We start from the raw sequence: 18,525 nt of genomic DNA, 5'->3' as shown, positions 1-18,525 counted from the left end.
ATGGTAAACCAAAGCTTCTTGATCGAAGTTCGTCGTCCCGGTTTTAGTATCGTTTTTCGTTTCCAAGGATGCTCCTTTATTTTTGCCCCTTTTAAGGGCAGTTGCCAGACTCCCGCAGAGAAGGATTTTACGACCCATTTCAATGGGTTAGGGGGAGTCCAGTTACAAGTGCCTTTACTCTACCGAGGGGTGCTAGGTGGGTCAATGAATGGGCGGATTGGCGCGGCGAGCCTTGTTCGTAAAAAAATCTTTCAGAATGAAAAGTGCTCGCTTTTAGAGCAGAATTTCTAGTTCTGACCGAAAAGCCCGCATTGGCGCACCTTTCCTGTTCCTAGACCAACAGCTCCAGAAGAAGCGCTTTGAACTCCGACCCAGATGGGGTGCTTTTACTATTTGGTGGAACTGCCGAAAAGACATATCATTTTAATGGTTTATACAACTAAGGAGTCAGTTCATGAAATCACCACGTGATGTTGTTCTTGTAGAGGGTCTGCGTACGCCTTTCGCAAAGGCAGGAACAAAGCTTAAGAAAGTTCATCCGGCAGAGCTGGGTAAAGTTGCTTTGAAACAAGTCATCGCCCAGGCAAATCTGGATGTGAATCTTGTCGATGAAGTGATCATCGGTAACACCGGAAATCCGCCTGATGCCGTGAATATCTCTCGCGTGGTGGCATTGAATGCCGGTATTCCTTTGAAAACTTCCGCTTATACTGTGCACCGTAATTGTGCCTCGGCCATGGAATCCATTTCCAACGGTTATGAGAAAATCAAATCCGGAACCATGGATGTGATCATCGCCGGTGGGACCGAGAACATGTCCCAGATGCCAACTCTGCCTCCGAAAAAGTTCCAGGAAATTTTTGAAAAACTTTTTGCGGCAAAAGGTCCGAAACAAGCCCTGCCACTGCTGTGGACTTTGTTCAAAGCTGACATGAAACAGATCAAAGCTTTGCTTTCCGGAAACATGAAGGATGAATACTTCCCGGTGATTTCCGTGATGGCGGGTCTGACAGACCCTTTTGTCGGCATCAACATGGGGCAGACCGCAGAGATTCTGGCAAAAGAATGGGGCCTGTCCAGAGAGACTCAAGATAAGTTTGCTCTGCGTTCTCACTTGCTGGCTTCCAAAGCCATGAAAGAAGGCCGCATGCGTGAAGAGATCGCTCCGGTGTATCTGGCTCCGGAATACAAGGAAGTGGTTTCTGATGACGTGGGTCCGCGGGAAAGTCAGACGATTGAAGCTTTGGCAAAATTAAAACCGTTCTTTGATAAAGCGACGGGTTCTATCACAGCCGGAAATTCCTGCCCGATCACAGACGGCGCGGCGATAGTGCTTATGATGTCCCGTGAAAAGGCCGAGGCTTTGGGTTACAAACCACTGGCAACCATCCGTTCTTATGGCTTTGCTGGTCTGGAACCGGAACGCATGGGTCTGGGCCCGGTGTATTCTTCACCAGTGGCATTGAAGCGTGCGGGTTTGACCATGAAAGACATCGGCCTGGTAGAGCTGAACGAAGCTTTCGCGGCTCAGGTTCTTTCCTGCCAAAAGGCATTTGATTCTGACAAATTTGCTCAGGAAAAACTGGGATTGTCTTCCAAAATCGGGGAAATCCGTGATGAGATTCTGAATGTCAACGGCGGGGCGATTGCTTTGGGGCATCCTGTGGGCGCCACCGGAACTCGTATTGTTCTTACTTTGGCTAAAGAGATGAAGCGTCGAAACACTCAGTTTGGTCTTGCTACTTTGTGTATTGGTGGGGGTCAAGGTGGAACCATGATCCTGGAGAACGAGGGTTAATTAAGAAACTCTCGGGGCCGAAGCCCTGACGACAGAGCCCAGCTCTGCGCTCGCAGCTTCGGACAGTCCTCGCGGACGCCTCCCTTTGGGATGAGCTGCTGTGGAACTTGCTTCGAGCCCAGAGCTGGGCTCTGTCGCCAGGGCTTCGGGAGAGGTTCTTTGAATCAGGTTCGCAAGGACTGTGTGGTTGGTGTGTTAAAGAATTAAGAATGTTTTTGATTTTGCAACTTAGGAGTTTTCAGAATGTCTATTCAGGAAAGTATTAAAATTGTTCCTCAGGGTGAGGTTGCTGTAGTTGAGTTTGATCTGGTGGGGGAGAAGGTTAATAAGTTCTCCACCCCGGTGATGATGCGCCTTAAGGAAGTTATTGAGGAGTTGAAGAAGTCCTCTTATAAGGCGGTTATTTTTAAATCCAATAAGGCAAAAATATTTATTGCCGGTGCGGATATTGAAGAAATTAAGAGTATGACCAAGACTGAGGAATTTGAGGCTGCCGTTAAAGGCGGGCAGGAAGTTATCAGTATGGTGGAAGATCTGCCGATGCCTACGATTGCGGCTGTGAATGGCGCTTGTATGGGTGGTGGGTGTGAGTTCATTTTGGCTTGTGACTATCGTATTGCCTCTGAAGATTCTTCCACGAAGATTGGGCTTCCGGAAATTCAATTGGGGATTTTGCCGGGCTTTGGTGGCTGTGTTCGTTTGCCTCGTGTGATTGGTTTGCAGGCGGCTTTGGATATTATTCTGGCTGGTAAATCTGTGAATGCCAAAAAGGCTCTGAAAATGGGTTTGGTTGACAAAATGGTTCATCCGAATCTGCTGGAGTCTTTCTCTTTGAAATGGGCGAAAGAAATTATTGCGGATGGTGGTAAAAAACGTCGTAAGAAATTCCAGCCTAAAGGGGCTGTGAATGGCATTCTTGAAAGTGCTTTGGGTCGCGGTATTGTCTTTAAGAAAGCTCGCGAGGGCGTTCTGAAGGCGACCAAAGGTCATTACCCGGCGCCACTTCAGGCTTTGGAAGTGATTCAAAAAACTTATGGCATGTCTGATCGCGAAGCGGCTTTGCGCATTGAGCGTGAAGGCTTCTGCAAGTTGGGTGTGACCGATATTTCCAAAAATCTGATTCACGTTTTCTATTTGACCGAGATGGTGAAAAAACAAAACGGTGTGCCGGGCGTGGATGTGAAGCCTCGTGATGTGAAAGGCCTGGGCGTTTTGGGTGCTGGCACCATGGGTGGTGGTATCGCTTACGTGGCGGCTGATAAAGGCATTCAGGTTCGTATGAAGGACTTGAACACCGATGCTTTGGGTAAGGGTCTTAAGCACGCCAGTGATCTTTGGATGAAACTGGTGAAAAGAAAATCCATCGACAAATATCAGTTCCAGCAAAAAATGGACATGGTGTCTGTGACAACGGATTATTCCGGATTCAAGAGTTTGGATGTGGTGGTGGAAGCCATCGTGGAAGACATGGGTATCAAGCAGAAAGTCATCGGTGAGTGCGCGGGGCAAATGCGCCCTGATGCGATCATTGCAACCAACACCAGTTCCCTGTCTGTGACAGAGATGGCCAAAGGCCATCCGCGTCCTGAGTATTTCGCAGGGATGCACTTTTTCAATCCGGTGAACAAAATGCCTTTGATCGAAGTCATCCGGGGTGAAAAAACTTCTGACGAAACCATTGCGACAATTTACGAGCTGTCCAAAAAAATGGGTAAAATGCCGGTGGTTGTAAAAGACGGTCCGGGCTTCCTGGTGAACCGTCTGCTTTTGCCTTACATGGGTGAGGCGGCGTTCCTGCTTCAAGAAGGTATGAGCATCGAATTCGTGGACAAGGTTTACGTCAAAGAATTCGGTATGCCGATGGGTCCGTTTGAATTGATGGATGAAGTTGGTTTGGATGTGTGTTTGAAGGTTCTAAAAATCTTCAAAAAAGCCTTCGGCGAACGCATTGAACTGGCGGCTTGTATGGAAGCCCTGGGGAACTCCGGCCGCCTGGGTCGTAAGAATGGAAAAGGTTTCTATACTTACTCTGAAGACGGTAAGCGTGGCGCGGTTGATCAGACTGTTTATGCGGCGTTGGGCTTGGGGCAGCCAAGCAATCCTTATGACTCTAAAGAATGCATCGAGCGCGGTGTCTTTGCGATGGTTAATGAATGCTCTTTGGCGTTGATTGAAGATCGCATTGTGGAAACTCCGCACGAAGTGGATCTGGCGATGATCATGGGAACAGGCTTCCCGCCATTCCGTGGTGGTTTGATGAAGTACACGGACAGCGTGGGAACTCAATACGTGGCTGATCAGTTGGCGATGTATGCTTCCAGTCGTAAGGCGGCTCGTCTGAAGCCAGCGACTCCGCTGACGAACATGGCAAAAGCCAACAGCAAGTTCTATAAATAGATTTTTGCTAAATAAAGATCTTTATAAGACCGGGCTCCAGTAGTGGAGTCCGGTTTTTTTATATGGGCATTTCATCATAGCCATCGCCGCGGCCGATGTTGAGTTTAAAACGAAACTGGGATTCATCCCATTGAGCATGCAGTGCGATCGGGTGACAGCAGACTTCGCAGTCGTAAACAAATTCCTGATCTTCACCATCCTCACGATAGATGGTCATCCAGAACTTCTCCCGGCAATAGGGACAGATGACTTTATATTCCATAAAACCTCCTGAAGTCCTCCAGTTCCATTGTCGGACGGAGACAGGGGACTTCAAGCTGCTTTGTGGAAATACATTTATTAGATTTCCTTACCCAGAGCTTGGGTCAGGAACTTGTGGCAGACAAAGAACAAGATCGCCGGGATCAGACTTAAGCCCGCCAGTAGCAGGAAGAAGTTATCTTTCCCGATCACCTCATAATACATGCCGATATAGCCTGCGACGTAGTTCCCAAAAAAGGCCGCTAGGAACCACACACCCATCATCATCGACACGATCTTGGCCGGAGAAACCTTGGTCACCAAAGACAACCCGATCGGAGAAATATAGAGCTCGGCCATTGTCAGCAGGAACGTGGAGCCGAACAGCCACAGCACAGATCCTTGTCCTGTACCGACAACTTGCGCGGCAATGTACATCACACCCAGAGCCAGTGCACCGATAGCACACCCCAAGGCCATCTTGGTCACTGTGGAAGGCGCATTTTTATGGCGAGCCTGCCATGCCCAGACGCGATCCAGTAAAGGCGCAAACAGAACGATCACAATGGGGTTGAAGGACTGATACCAAGTGGAAGGGATTTCCCAGCCGAAGAACACCCAGTCGGTGTTCTGATCAGACCACAGTTGCAAAGTGTTTCCTTGTTGTTCGTACACCCCCCAGAAGAAAATGGTAACCATGCACAGGAAGGTCAAAGCCCAGGTGCGGGTCCATTCCTCCTTGGTCAGGGGTTTGTGTGCGGTGGCCTCCACTTCGCGAACGGTTTTCTTGTGTTCTGTTTCCGGCAGATGTTTTCCTCCAAAGTGATAGATCACCATGGACAAAAGCATTCCCACGCCTGCCGCTCCAAAGCCCCAATGCCAGCCGACCTTTTGCCCCAGGGTTCCGCAGATCAGAGGTGACAGAATCGCGCCCAGATTGATCCCCATGTAGAAGATCGTATAAGCCCCGTCACGACGGGCATCGCCCTGCGCATAAAGGCCGCCGACCTGAGTGGAGATATTGGGTTTAAAAAAGCCATTTCCCACAATCAGAAACAGCAAGGCCGGGAAGAACATGCTTTCCACCGCCATCAGGAAGTGCCCAATGGCCATCAAAAAGCCCCCGACATACACCGAACGGCGCTGACCGATGAAACGATCGGCAATAATTCCCCCGAAAAAGGGTGTAAAATAGACAAAGCCCGTATAGAGCCCGTAGATCTGCGAGGACATGGCTTGATGGGAAAGCGTGCCAAAGAAGTACTCTTGGATGGACTTGATTGTTTCATACCCCCAAACAGTTTTGCCTTCTTGAGCCTGAATGAAAAGGTATTGAGTCATATAGAGCACGAGAAGAACGCGCATCCCGTAGTATGAGAATCTTTCCCACATTTCAGTGAAAAACAGTGTAAAAAGTCCTCGCGGATGTCCCAGAAAATTCTTCTCGGCGGTGGCACTCATGTCGGGTCCTCGTTGTCTAAGTTATGAACATTGCAAATTATCTTTTTTTCAGATGCCTTTTGATCTTGGCAATAGTTTGGCATAAAAGCACTCAAATTGTATGTCCGTGGGAGGGTCCTTCATGACATTTAATAAGCACTTCCTGGTTGTTAGCGCCTTGATTTCAACTTTGACGATGACTGCCTGTACGAAAACGGAAAAAGAAATCATCCGTGAAAAGCAGGCTCCCACGAACGTGATGCAGTCTTTCAGTCAGCCGACTGTGGAAGACCTTTGTGAAAAAGCCTCCTGCATCAAAATCCAAAAAGACGCTTTGGGTAAGATCTTTCTGTTGATCGCCTCCGGTATCACTTCCGGTTCCACGCCTCAGTGGTATGACCTGAAACCTTTGGTGGTCAGCTTTGAAAAATCCGGCAAAAAAATTGCGCTGATCGGCGAAAACTACAACAGCATTTATGAGGAAATCCGCACCGTCAACCTGCTGCAAAGCTTTGATGTGATTGCCGAGGACGACACTTCTGTGACCTTCGATTGGGGTCAAGGTCTGAAAACTTTTGTCCTTCAGCGTTCCTATGATGTCGATGCTCCACGCGGGAATGTGGATTTGACGGAAAGCTCTTTAAGCTCTTTGCCTGTGATTGATTCATTTGTGACGGGCATTCAGTTTGACGAAAAGAATATCGAACTGAACCAGCTTTCCAAGGTGCGCAGTGATGTGATGCGTGTGGGGTCGGACAAGAGCCTGAATGGGGAAGCCCGTGAAGAGACCATCAACATGAACATCCAGATCCGCGCTTATGATCTGGGAGATAACTTTAAAAAGAAAGAATACGACAGCTCCCGCCGTGTGGGCTTCTTTGTGACGAAGGTGGCTAAAGCCGGCTACAGCAAAGAGATGACCAACCTGATCACCAAGTGGGACTTGTCTGCGGAAAAAGGCCCGATCGTGGTGCGTATCTCTGATGCGGTTCCTGCCGATTATGAACAGTCTGTGATTGAAGGGGCCATGTACTGGAACAAGGTGTTCGGCCGTGATGTGGTTCAGGTTGAAACCAAAGTTCCGGCTCATGCGGCACCGAAAGATCGCACGATCATGGTGCGCTGGATTCCTTGGCTGGATTCCGGAGCAGCTTATGCTATCGGCCAATCGGACCCGTTAACCGGAGAACTGTTGCGTGCGCAGGTCTTTATGCCTTCTGTGTTCACCCGCGTGGGCTCTGCAGATTTGGTAAAATTGAACGGGGATATTCCAGTGGTGGCAGCGGGTGCGGTGGCCTGTGATTTGTCCCAGTCCTTGTTGGCTCTAAATAAGCTGGCTCGTGAAGCCAGTGATTCCCAGCGTCTGCGTCTGGCGCAGGACAGTGTTCGTTCCACGGTGGCTCATGAACTGGGCCATGCGTTGGGTCTTCGTCATAATTTCGCCGGTTCTTCATCAGCGAAAGTATCCACTTCTGAAATCTATGAATCTGCCAAGACCTATCTGAAAGATCTGGCGCATCAGGGATTGGAAACCTCCACCAGTATCATGGACTATGTCAGTGGTATTGATGATGTGTTGATGTCAGCTCATTTGAGATACGCGGCTTTGTCTTATGATAAGATGGCGATGGACTGGGCTTATTCTGAAGGTGATTCTGCCCTGAACGAAAAAATCTCCCGTTACTGCACGGATGACGATATTGCAGTGGCGAACTCTCAAGGTTTGCAGATTTATGGCTGTGAACGTTTCGATGCGGGTAATAATCCTCTGCAAAGAAAATATCTGGATGCCACTGATGAACGCGATGGCTTGGTGAATGTTCTGTTTGCCTCTATCATCGGACGTCTGCTGCCGGGTGACCAGCCGGACGCTATCGGCAATCTGGATGCGGTTCTTAAGGATACAGTAAAATGGTCCAAGGCTAACATTGATCTGACCTTTGTGGCGCAGACCCTGTTTGATAGTACAAAAAACGGTGCTCCGGCGGCGTCTTTTGCCTCTTTGTCCGGGGTTAAGAATGGTCAGGTGATCTATGCCCGATTTGGTATGGATCAGACCTTCAAGGCTGAACGTCAGATTTCTCTGCAAAATGCAGGCGGGTATGCGGCGTTGTTAAATGGTCTTTTGCGCGATGAAAACGGACAGATCAATATCCGGTGGCTGGACCGTCAGATTGAGGCCTTGAAAAACAGCTCCTATCTGGCTTCCGGCAAAACTCTTTCCGGTCGTGAGTACACTCTGACGCAGGAAGAACAGCGCAAGATTCTGCGCTTTATGGAATCCTTGAAGACCGCCAATGACAAGATTCTGTTGAAAGCGGCTGCGGCGATTCTGCCTCGTTTGAATGAAAAGATGGAAGATGAATCCGGCAAAGAGGCGATTGTGACCTCCGTGTTGGCGGAAAATGTGCTTCGTGCCGAAGATGCGGAATCTCTGACTCAGCTTTATCTGGATCTGACATCAGCTACGACAGGCACAGTGGCAGTAAGCATCGGCACCGGTCTGGCAAAACAGGTTGTGCTTCCGTATTACTATTTAAATGCCGAGGAAAAAGCGGTCTTTGCCAAGCTTCTGTCCTCCCAAGGTCTGCGCTTCAATATGACTTTGAGAGTGGCTCAGGCCAAGGCGGAGCTGGAAAACAAAATCAACGATCTTTTGGCTGAAATTGATCCGTCCTTAAATATAGTCACGGAAGCAGAACCTTCCACTTTGGCTTTGCGTTTGTTGCAGGCGGGTGTTGTGGATTCTGCCGCTGCCGCCTGGTTGAAGTCTGAAATCACAGTGCTGGGCGCCCTGAAAGCTGTTCAGTAAGTTCTTCGTCTCAAAATGAGATTCACGGCAAAGGCATGGATGCGCAGTCCATGCCTTTGTTGTTTAAAGTTTAGTCGTCTGATTCCCAGAAGTGGCTCTGGGGGCAATTGTGTTCCAGCGTGAAACGAAAGAACGCCCTCAGCTCAAATATAAGTATGGCATACCTGGTCCGGCTCTTGCCTTAGTGATAGGCAGGAGGCGATTATGATTAACTCTTTCTTTAAAAACAAAATGCTGGGTGTTCTGCTTTTGGCAGCTCTTTCCTTAAGCGCATGTGCGAAGAAAGACGGAAGCGCCGTCCGAGTTGCAGGCCGCGGAGCCGCGACAGGTGGAGTATCACAGGGTGGAACAACCACAACTCCAAATGGTTCCTGCAATACCAGCACAGCCGGTAAGATCTTTGATCCCTACGCTTCAGCTACTTTTGAACAACAGGTTAAAAGCTTTGTTTCCGCCACTTTGGATCCTGTAAACCTGGGTTCTATCAGCGGTAACATCTACGACAAAACAGGAATCGATCTTTTTGCAACATTCCGCTTCGACAGCACAGGAAACATTGTGGCTGGCAGCTCAAACGTGACGATTAAGATCTTCGATTCCTATGCGAAGCAAGTTTATAATGGTCAGGTGATCGAACCTTATGTAGTTCAATTCAATGCTGCATCTGAAGGCATGATTGATCGCAACACGCGTCAATTCCAAGTTAAGTTCAGAGATGGCTATGGTGAGATCATTTTCCAAGGCTCATATGACAACAGCATTGCTCAAGGCACTGTTTACTACCAAAACTACACAGCGGTCAGTGGTTACTCTCCAGCCAGCGGCACTTTGGGTTCCTTCCGCCTGTACTCTTGCTCCTTGATCACGCAATAAGCGGCGCGTCTTGCCTCGCCCCCTGTCGAGTTTAAGATAGGGGGTATGCCTCAACGTTTCATTTTTGATTCATCCATACTGGACTCCGTTGTCGGAGGACATTCAGCCATTGATATTCCGAAGCTGAATATTCATTCTCTTGAGGCTGCCAGTTCCTTTTTGCTTAGTTATGGCTTTGATTTGACCCGCGAAGAAGACGTGGAAAAGCTATGGTATTACCATCGCCGTGCTTTGGTTCTGATGCTGGAAAAACTGGGTTTTCAGGAAGCAGAGCTTCCCGAGGTCTTTCGTGATTACAAACAACTGGGCGACATCCGCCAGTTGCTGATCTACGCCAGCTCACAGAATCCTGATGAACAAAACCTGCAACGCTGGGCCTGTGCGATCATTCGTTGCATGCACGTTTTTGTTCATGCGGAAAATGATCTGTTCAGTTCTTTTGCCGAGGAAATTCAGTCTCAGATCCTGACACCGTTTCAGGATTGTATCCTGCATGACGGGAATACCCACCGCACATTCCTGAAAAGCCCGGCCGACCACCTTGATCCAATCGAGCTTTTGGGGTTTGAAGTAAAGCCGTTTAAAACCTCTTCCAGCACGGTGATCAAACTTTTGGCAAAACCCGATGCTTTGGCGATGAAGATTTTCGACAAGCTGGGCGTGCGTTTCGTGACCCGCAACCTGTTTGACACCTTCCAAGTGGTGCGTTTTCTGATCAAAGAAGATGTGATCAGTTTCCCGCACATCATGCCGGATCAGAGTTCCAATAACTTGTATCCGGTCAGTCTGTTTATGAAAGTGTGTGACGATCTGTCGCATCGTCTGGATACACTGGATGAAAAAAGCATCCAGGAGGCCTTTGACCTGAAGCTTCAGGAAGAGGGTGACAATGTGAAGTTCCTGCGCAAGGAAAATTTCTTTTCGGGTGAGGACTATCGTTTTATCAAATTTATTTCCCGTAAGTTGATTCATATCAAACCGCAAGGGGGGAAAGAAGCCTTTAGTTTCTTCTACCCATTTGAGGTGCAGATTATGGATCACGCCGCCCATGAGCGCATTTTATCCGGGCCTTCTGAACATCAGGCCTATAAAGAGCGTCAGCGCACGGCGGCCCGCAAACGTCTTTTCCCGGACCCGAGCTGAATATGTTTTTAAAGCTGTTATCTTATCCTCGTTCACTGATCGGCGTGGTTCTGCTGCCTATCCACACAGTGTTTTGTGCCGGATCGCTGGTGCTTGCCAACATTCTTTTTAATAACCGCAAGCTGGAAGATCACATTGTGGAATTCTGGACTCGCAACTGCTGTCGTATGTTTGGTGTGAAAGTTGTGGTGAAGGGCCTGGAAAATCGCCCGGAAGGCGGTTTTCTGTACGTCTTTAATCACACCAGTTTTTTTGATATTTTCGCCATGAACGGCTGGTTGGGCAGCTTCCGTTTCGGAGCCAAAATTGAACTTTTCAAAATTCCTGTTTTTGGAGCGGGGATGAGACGCGCGGGGATTTTGCCTATTGCACGCAATCGCCGTGATGAGGTCTTTAAGGTTTATCAGGCGGCAGAGGCCCGTATTCGTGCCGGGGAGCGTTTTGCACTGGCGCCAGAGGGCACTCGTCAGGAATCGGAAACCCTGGGCTCTTTCAAGTCGGGTCCTTTTATCTTTGCCATTAACGCCAAGGCGCCGATTGTGCCTGTCATCGTCAAAGGTGCGGCGGCGATTATGCCCAAAGGTTCATTCCTGCCGAATTGGGGCGTGTGGAGTCGCACGATCACTTTGGAGGTTTTGCCTCCAATCAGTCCGTTAGGATACACTTTGGATGAGCGTCCGGTTCTGCAGGACAAGGTTCGTAAAGTCATGGAACCCTATTTTGCGATGGATAACTTCTAAGAGGTCTTTGATGAAAAGCTTTGCAGAGTTCTGGCCTTTTTACCTTCAGGAGCATTCCCATCCGTTAAACCGTCGTCTGCATTTTGTCGGGACGTTTCTGGTGCATGCGGTGTTGATTGCAGCCGTACTGACGCAGCAGTGGGTATGGTTGTGGACTTTGCCGGTGATCGGCTATGGCTTTGCTTGGGTGGGACATTTTATCATCGAAAAAAACCGTCCGGCGACGTTCAAGCATCCCCTGTGGTCTTTGCGCGGGGACTTTAAAATGTTCTATCAAATGTGTGCCGGGAAGTTGTGGAACTAAGCTCTGTTTAAGAGCTTAGTTGCGAACGACGTTCCAGGTGTTTCCTTCCAACGAACTGCGCAGTTTTACGCGCGAACTTCCGGTGTCCACCTGAATCTGAATTTGGGAATTAGGTAAAGATTCAATCTGCGTCAGGCGCAGAATTTTTGGGTTTTTGTGATAAGCCGATTCAATGGCCTGCGCCAGCTTGTCCCAGCGGATGAAGGGTTCAAAGCTTTTGCCCTGATTGATGCTTTTGAAAGACCCCACGAACCACACACCGCTGGGATGAATGCTAACGGGGTAGTTCTGTTTTCCAAACTGTGGGATGGCTGTCCAGGTTAAACCGTCGTCGGTGCGATAAACCCCTTCAGAGGAAACAAGTCCGCGCACGGACGTTTTGCTTTCAAAGGCGATCGAATAGATTTCCCGCTTTAAAAGTGTGTCAGTCAGGATGTTTGACACGCTTTCGGTCTTTGCCACAGGCAATAGCAGATCTGTTTTTTTCCACCACACTTCGCCGTGACCGTCCACGCGGCTGATGCCCCAAATGTGGGCTTCAGGCTTTTGGATTTCCACGCGTGCACGCAAAGGCGGGCCGTAAGATGCAGAATCAGGGCGAACGACAATGCCGCGTAAAGGGCTGGTGACGTAACCCAGGACTTCATTCATCGGAACATTTTCACCTTTTTTAGTCAGCACTTTGTTGTTGTTGCGGAAGGCAACGGTGATCCAGTTTTTCTTGGGATGGTAGGCCAGTGTCGCAAAGTCAGCGCGGTTCACAAAATGTGTGATATCGACATAGCCGACATGATTTTTGTAGCGAATGCGCAGAAAGCCATCGTTAGCAACCAGTGGAATCACTCGCTGCAAACGCGGCAAAGTCGTCAGAACTTTGCTGTCACTGGAGGGCTGAGAACGGATGTAGGTGTCGATCAGATTTACGTAAACTCCGGAGTCATCATGACGGGAGTTCAGGTGCTGCAAAGCCACCCAGCCTTCAGAATTGGTTTTCTTGTCGCGAACGCGGGCCCAGTAGTCGTCACATTCCAGAATTTCCAGTGTGTATTTTCCGGGCACACCTTTGACGATAGAGGCATCACTGCGGTTCAGGCTTAAAAGATTGATCGGGTAGCGCGTATCGACCAGGCGAGCCACTTGAATGTCGCGCAGAATACGGTCCCCCGCCATGGTGTATTCTTTGTGGTCCCAGGCAACTTTAAAAGAGGCATCCATTTCCGAGCGAACCAGGGACTTCTCCAGAGAGCTTCGACTCACCTGGCCAGAGGGAAAGGCGCTGTTTTTATTGCGATAAAAAGACACAGCAGACGTGGCGTCCGTGGCTAAAGCCGCAAAAGTGCTGGAAGAGGCAAAAAAAATCGACAGGGACAGGCTTAAGACTGAACGCATTCCTCTATTGTGAGGGGTGCGGGGAGATGCTCTCAAGGCCAGAAGTTTCGCGGGCTAGTTTTAGAAGTTTTGACCTCTCGACCAAAGTAAAGTACGAATTCGGGGTTGGTTTTTGTTTTTATAACGCAGAGTGAGGTTTTTATGGAGATTAAATCTATTGGTGTTGTTGGTGCCGGGCAAATGGGTAACGGGATTGCTCAGGTTGCGGCTCAGTTTGGTTTCAACGTTGTTATGATGGACGTCAGTGGTGCTGCTTTGGAAAAAGGCATGGCGACGATCTCTGGCAGCTGTGATCGTTTGATCAAAAAAAATGCGATGACTGAAGCTGACAAGGCAACTCTTTTGGGACGCATTAAAACTGCGCAGGAAACTGCTGGCCTTAAGGATTGCGATATCGTGATCGAAGCGGCGACAGAAAACATTGATTTGAAACTTAAAATCTTCAAAGATCTGGATGCAACTGTAAAACCGGAAGCGTTGCTGGTGTCTAACACATCCTCCATCTCCATCACAAAAATTGCAGGCGTGACAAAACGTCCGACAAAAGTGGCGGGCATGCACTTTATGAACCCGGTTCCATTGATGAAGCTGGTGGAAGGTATCCGTGGTTTGCAAACTTCTGATGAAACCTTCAAAACGGTAAAAGCCCTGGCGGAAAAAATGGACAAGGTTTTCGTGGAGTCCGTGAAAGACATGCCGGGCTTTATCGTCAACCGCATCCTGATGCCCATGATCAACGAAGCTGTTTACACACTTCATGAAGGCATTGCTTCTGTTGAGGCGATCGACAACGCCATGAAGCTGGGAACAAATCAACCTATGGGTCCTTTGACTTTGGCGGACTTCATTGGGTTGGACACGTGTCTTGCAATCATGAACGTGTTGCACGACGGCCTGGGTGATTCCAAATATCGTCCATGCCCTTTGCTGGTGAAGTACGTTGAAGCCGGTTGGTTGGGCCGTAAGACAGGTCGTGGTTTCTACGACTATGCTGCAAAGTAATTTTTAGACAGGACACTGAAGATGGATTTTTCCTTTAGCACAATTAAACTTGAACAAAAAAGTCATGCCGTCTGGCTGCTGACGATTCATCGCCCCGAGGCGCTGAATGCCCTGAACTCCACAGTTTTGAACGAAATGGGCGAAGCCCTTCGTCAAATCGGTGAAATGGATTATTCCGATGCGCGTGCGCTGATTATTACCGGATCTGGTGAAAAAGCTTTCGTGGCGGGTGCGGATATCAAAGAAATCAATGCACTGGATGAAGAAAAAGCTCAAATCTTTGCAGAACGTGGCCAAAGCATTTTCCACGAACTGACTTTGTTGAAAATTCCGGTGATCGCAGCGGTAAACGGTTTTGCTCTGGGGGGCGGCTGTGAACTGGCGTTGGGTTGTGATTTTATCTATGCCTCTGAAAATGCCAAATTTGGTTTGCCGGAAGTGTCTCTGGGATTAATCCCGGGCTTTGGCGGAACTGTGCGCATGGCTCGTGCCATCGGTCAGCGTCGTGCTCGCGAATTGACTTACACAGGTGGTATGATCACCGCAGCGGAAGCTCAGACTCTGGGTCTGGTAAATAAAGTTGTTCCTCAAGCTGAACTGATGAACACAGTGATAAAAACTGTGGAAGCTATTTTGTCGAAAGCGCCGATTGCGGTGGGGTCTGCGAAGTTCTCTATCAATCAGGCGTGGGACATGGACGTTGAAGAAGCACAGAAAAACGAAGCAAGAATCTTTGCAGAGTTGTTCTCTTCTGAAGATGTTAAAGAAGGCACTGCTGCCTTCATCGAGAAACGTAAAGCTGAATTTAAAGGTCGATAATCTAAATGTACACACCGAAGAATCCGATCCGTATCGTAACTGCTGCCGCTTTGTTTGACGGCCACGACGCTAGTATCAACATTATGCGCAGAATCCTTCAGGATTTGGGCGCAGAAGTCATACACTTGGGCCACAACCGCTCGGTGAGTGATGTCGTCAAAGCCGTCTTGCAGGAAGGCGCTCAGGGCGTCTGCATCAGCTCCTATCAAGGGGGCCACATGGAGTACTTCAAATACATGAAGGACCTTCTGGATGAAGCAGGGGCTGGTTACGTTCGTATTTACGGCGGTGGCGGCGGTGTGATCGTCCATGACGAGAAAAAAGAGCTTGAAGCCTATGGCATCGCTCAAATCTTCCACCCGGACGACGGTCGTCGTTTGGGTCTGGAAGGCATGATCCAGATGATCGTTGAAGGTTGTGACTTCGACCTTCTGGCCAAACAAAAAGAATTTAAAACCAAAAAGAATATTTTCAAAGGCGACACGGTTCCTTCTGTGGAGCTGGGTGTGGCGCTGACGGCTATTGAAAATGGTCACGGTGATTATTCCCTGAATAATTTTGGCCTTGAATCTTTCAAAGCCAAAGACCGAAAGCCTTTGGTTCTGGGTATCACTGGAACAGGGGGGGCCGGGAAGTCCTCTTTGATCGACGAAATGGTTCAGCGGTATCTGAATGCGTACCCTGATAAAAAAATCGCCGTGGTGTGTGTGGACCCTTCCAAGCGCAAAACGGGTGGGTCTTTGCTGGGGGACCGTATTCGCATGAACTCTTTGTCCCGCAACCACGTTTACATGCGCTCTGTCGCTTCCCGTGGTTCAGGACGTGAAATTGCCTCATCACTGCCGGTTCATACCTTTCCGAGTCTGGCTTCTCACACCAATTGCTGGTTCTGGGGATCACCGGAACAGGTGGCGCAGGGAAGTCCTCTTTGATCGATGAAATGGTTCAGCGCTATCTGAATGCCTATCCGAACAAGAAGATCGCCGTGGTGTGCGTGGATCCGTCCAAGCGCAAAACGGGTGGCTCCCTGTTGGGCGACCGTATTCGTATGAACTCTTTGTCCCGCAACCACGTTTACATGCGCTCGGTCGCTTCCCGTGGTTCTGGAAGGGAAATTGCCTCTTCATTGCCGGATATTTTAAAATTCATCCGTCAGTTGGATTTTGATTTCATCATTGCAGAAACCTCCGGTATCGGTCAGGGTAATATGGCGATCACGGAAGTCAGTGATATGTCCATGTACGTGATGACGTCTGATTTCGGGGCGCAGTCTCAGCTTGAAAAAATCGACATGATCGACTTTGCAGATCTGGTGGCGGTGAATAAAGCCGACCGTCGCGGGGCTTTGGATGCTCTTCGTGATGTGACGAAGCAATATAAACGCTCGCGCAAAATCTTTGATGAAAAAGTCCAGGTGCCGGTGTTCCTGACTCAGGCGTCTCAGTTCAATGATGGCGGCGTGAATAAGTTGTTCTTTAAGCTGGCTGATGCCTTAAACGAAAAACAACCGGGCCAGTGGGTCATCGACAGCAAATACAAGGAAAACATCCTGTCTGCGGAAGAACATGTGATCATTCCGGCAGATCGTCAGAACTATCTGGCGGAAATCACCTCCACAATTCATAAATATAAAAAACGCACGGAAACATTGGCGGAAAAAGCATCCCAGTTGGGTGGTTTGCAAAAAATTGCTCCTTTGCTGGGTGCCACGCCTGAAACCGTGAAAAAAGTCGAGACGGATTTGTCTGCGGACTTTACTCAGGAAGAAATCGATCAGCTTAAAAACTTTGACGGTTTGATTGAAACCTATTCCGGGGACGAGTTGGTGTTTAAGGTTCGTGATAAGGAACTTCGCCAGCCGTTGGTGCGTGAATCTTTGTCTGGAACTAAGATCCGCCGTGTGGTGGTTCCAAAATTCAAAGACTGGGGCGATCGCTTCCGTTATTTGAAACTTGAAAACGTGCCGGGGGAGTTCCCTTATACAGCCGGGGTGTTCCAGTTAAAACGTGCCGATGAAGATCCAAAGCGTATGTTTGCGGGTGAAGGCACGCCGGAAAGAACCAATCGTCGTTTCCATTATCTTACAAAGGGTGAGACAGCTCATCGTCTTTCCACAGCGTTTGACTCTGTAACATTGTACGGTCAGGACCCTGATCAGCGTCCGGACATCTTCGGTAAAGTGGGTGAATCCGGCGTGAGCATCTGTACTTTGGATGATATGAAAAAGCTCTACGCAGGCTTTGATCTGATCAATCCAAATACCTCTGTCAGTATGACTATCAATGGTCCGGCGCCAATGATTCTGGCGTTCTATTTCAACACTGCTGTGGACCAGCAGGTTGAAAAGAAAGAAAAAGAACTGGGACGCAAACTGACCCAGGATGAATGGACTGATTTGGCGGTTTGGACTTTGCAGCAGGTGCGCGGAACCGTTCAGGCTGACATCCTGAAAGAAGACCAGGGTCAGAATACTTGTATTTTCTCTATTAACTTCGCTTTGAAGATGATGGGCGATATTCAGGAATACTTTGTTAAAAGTAAAATCCGTAACTTCTATTCTGTCAGTATCTCGGGCTACCACATCGCAGAGGCGGGTGCGAACCCGATCTCTCAACTGGCGTTCACGCTATCCAATGGTTTCACGTTTGTTGAGTATTATCTGGCGCGTGGTTTGAAAGTGGATGATTTTGCTCCGAACCTGTCGTTCTTCTTCAGTAATGGTCTGGACCCGGAATACTCTGTTCTGGGTCGTGTGGCCCGCCGTATTTGGGCGGTGGCGATGCGCGATCTTTACAAAGGCAATGATCGTTCTCAGAAGTTGAAGTACCACATTCAAACGTCCGGGCGTTCCCTGCATGCGCAGGAAATCGACTTTAACGACATCCGAACGACATTGCAGGCTTTGATTGCTCTTTATGACAACTGCAACAGCTTGCATACCAATGCATACGATGAAGCGATCACCACGCCGACAGAGGAATCCGTTCGTCGTGCGATGGCGATTCAGTTGATCATCAACCGCGAGTTCGGCATGACCATGAATGAAAACCCTATGCAGGGTTCCTTCTTCATTGAAGAGCTGACCGATCTGGTGGAAGAAGCGGTCTTGAATGAATTCAAAAAGATCAACGAACGTGGTGGTGTTCTGGGTGCGATGGAGACTCAATATCAGCGCTCTAAAATTCAGGAAGAGTCTTTGTACTATGAAAGACTTAAACACGACGGCACTTTGCCGATTATCGGCGTGAACACGTTCATTGATCCAAAAACAATGGCGGCCGACTATGTGCCACCAAAAATCGAGCTGGCGCGTGCATCTTACGAAGAAAAGAACGCCCAATTGGACAATGTTCACAAGTTCCAGGACAGCCACGCCACTCAAGGTGAAAAAGAATTGCAGAACCTGAAGAACACAGTTCTAAACGGTGGCAACATCTTCGCAGCCCTGATGACAGCAGCAAGACATTGCAGCTTGTACCAAATGACTCAGGCCTTATATGAGGTCGGAGGCCAATACCGCCGCAACTTGTAGGTCGGTAGCTTCAAAAGGTGCCTGGTTGTTTTTTCT

The 18,525-nt window shown here is 48.9% G+C and carries 13 protein-coding genes and 1 pseudogene; 11 read left to right on the top strand and 3 right to left on the bottom strand.

The window, feature by feature from the left end; genetic code table 11:
• Positions 1–454: 454 nt before the first annotated feature.
• Both EZJ49_RS11390 and EZJ49_RS11385 read left to right on the top strand, forming a co-directional pair.
• Entirely contained in the window at positions 455–1,798 is a 1,344-nt protein-coding gene (locus EZJ49_RS11390) for a thiolase family protein (RefSeq protein WP_262552266.1), read from the top strand.
• 243 nt (positions 1,799–2,041) lie between these two features.
• Positions 2,042–4,195 carry a 3-hydroxyacyl-CoA dehydrogenase NAD-binding domain-containing protein gene (locus EZJ49_RS11385; protein ID WP_262552265.1) on the top strand — a complete coding sequence of 718 codons (2,154 nt, stop codon included), beginning with the start codon at positions 2,042–2,044 and terminating at the stop codon, positions 4,193–4,195.
• Between the two features lie 58 nt (positions 4,196–4,253).
• Here the strand turns inward: EZJ49_RS11385 and EZJ49_RS11380 are convergent, their stop codons facing one another.
• Both EZJ49_RS11380 and EZJ49_RS11375 read right to left on the bottom strand, forming a co-directional pair.
• Complete coding sequence (locus tag EZJ49_RS11380; protein WP_262552264.1) at positions 4,254–4,457, bottom strand: CPXCG motif-containing cysteine-rich protein; 204 nt, start codon at positions 4,455–4,457, stop codon at positions 4,254–4,256.
• 77 nt (positions 4,458–4,534) lie between these two features.
• Positions 4,535–5,896 carry a peptide MFS transporter gene (locus EZJ49_RS11375; RefSeq protein ID WP_262552263.1) on the bottom strand — a complete coding sequence of 454 codons (1,362 nt, stop codon included), beginning with the start codon at positions 5,894–5,896 and terminating at the stop codon, positions 4,535–4,537.
• Positions 5,897–6,017: 121 nt separating this feature from the next.
• Between EZJ49_RS11375 and EZJ49_RS11370 the strand changes: the two genes are divergently transcribed.
• From EZJ49_RS11370 to EZJ49_RS11350, 5 genes are all read left to right on the top strand, one after another.
• Positions 6,018–8,687, top strand: coding sequence for a zinc-dependent metalloprotease (locus EZJ49_RS11370; RefSeq protein WP_262552262.1), 2,670 nt, complete (start codon positions 6,018–6,020; stop codon positions 8,685–8,687).
• Positions 8,688–8,891: 204 nt separating this feature from the next.
• Positions 8,892–9,560 carry a hypothetical protein gene (locus EZJ49_RS11365; protein WP_262552260.1) on the top strand — a complete coding sequence of 223 codons (669 nt, stop codon included), beginning with the start codon at positions 8,892–8,894 and terminating at the stop codon, positions 9,558–9,560.
• 45 nt (positions 9,561–9,605) lie between these two features.
• Positions 9,606–10,703: a TIGR04552 family protein gene (locus EZJ49_RS11360; protein ID WP_262552259.1), complete on the top strand. Its 1,098-nt coding sequence runs from the start codon at positions 9,606–9,608 to the stop codon at positions 10,701–10,703.
• A 2-nt stretch (positions 10,704–10,705) separates the two neighbouring features.
• Positions 10,706–11,443 (top strand): lysophospholipid acyltransferase family protein, encoded by a 738-nt coding sequence (locus EZJ49_RS11355; RefSeq protein WP_262552258.1) that lies wholly within the window; start codon positions 10,706–10,708, stop codon positions 11,441–11,443.
• 10 nt (positions 11,444–11,453) lie between these two features.
• Complete coding sequence (locus EZJ49_RS11350) at positions 11,454–11,747, top strand: DUF962 domain-containing protein (RefSeq protein ID WP_262552257.1); 294 nt, start codon at positions 11,454–11,456, stop codon at positions 11,745–11,747.
• Between the two features lie 15 nt (positions 11,748–11,762).
• Here the strand turns inward: EZJ49_RS11350 and EZJ49_RS11345 are convergent, their stop codons facing one another.
• Positions 11,763–13,136: an SH3 domain-containing protein gene (locus tag EZJ49_RS11345; RefSeq protein ID WP_262552256.1), complete on the bottom strand. Its 1,374-nt coding sequence runs from the start codon at positions 13,134–13,136 to the stop codon at positions 11,763–11,765.
• Positions 13,137–13,277: 141 nt separating this feature from the next.
• Between EZJ49_RS11345 and EZJ49_RS11340 the strand changes: the two genes are divergently transcribed.
• The 4 genes and pseudogenes from EZJ49_RS11340 to icmF form a co-directional block, all read left to right on the top strand.
• Positions 13,278–14,138, top strand: a complete 861-nt coding sequence (locus EZJ49_RS11340; RefSeq protein ID WP_262552255.1) for a 3-hydroxybutyryl-CoA dehydrogenase — start codon at positions 13,278–13,280, stop codon at positions 14,136–14,138.
• A 21-nt stretch (positions 14,139–14,159) separates the two neighbouring features.
• Positions 14,160–14,957, top strand: a complete 798-nt coding sequence (locus EZJ49_RS11335; protein WP_262552253.1) for an enoyl-CoA hydratase/isomerase family protein — start codon at positions 14,160–14,162, stop codon at positions 14,955–14,957.
• 5 nt (positions 14,958–14,962) lie between these two features.
• Positions 14,963–15,889 (top strand): cobalamin-dependent protein, encoded by a 927-nt coding sequence (locus EZJ49_RS11330; protein ID WP_262552252.1) that lies wholly within the window; start codon positions 14,963–14,965, stop codon positions 15,887–15,889.
• Positions 15,844–18,489: pseudogene (gene icmF / locus EZJ49_RS11325) on the top strand (fused isobutyryl-CoA mutase/GTPase IcmF); the annotation flags it as partial. The gene EZJ49_RS11330 and the pseudogene icmF, both read left to right, overlap by 46 nt.
• Positions 18,490–18,525 lie beyond the last annotated feature (36 nt).

The sequence above is a fragment of the Bdellovibrio bacteriovorus genome, from assembly GCF_025558485.1.
GTDB classification, from domain to species: domain Bacteria; phylum Bdellovibrionota; class Bdellovibrionia; order Bdellovibrionales; family Bdellovibrionaceae; genus Bdellovibrio; species Bdellovibrio bacteriovorus_G.
The sequence above is the reverse complement of the archived record's forward strand: the minus strand, read 5'-3'. Positions and strand labels throughout refer to the sequence as shown.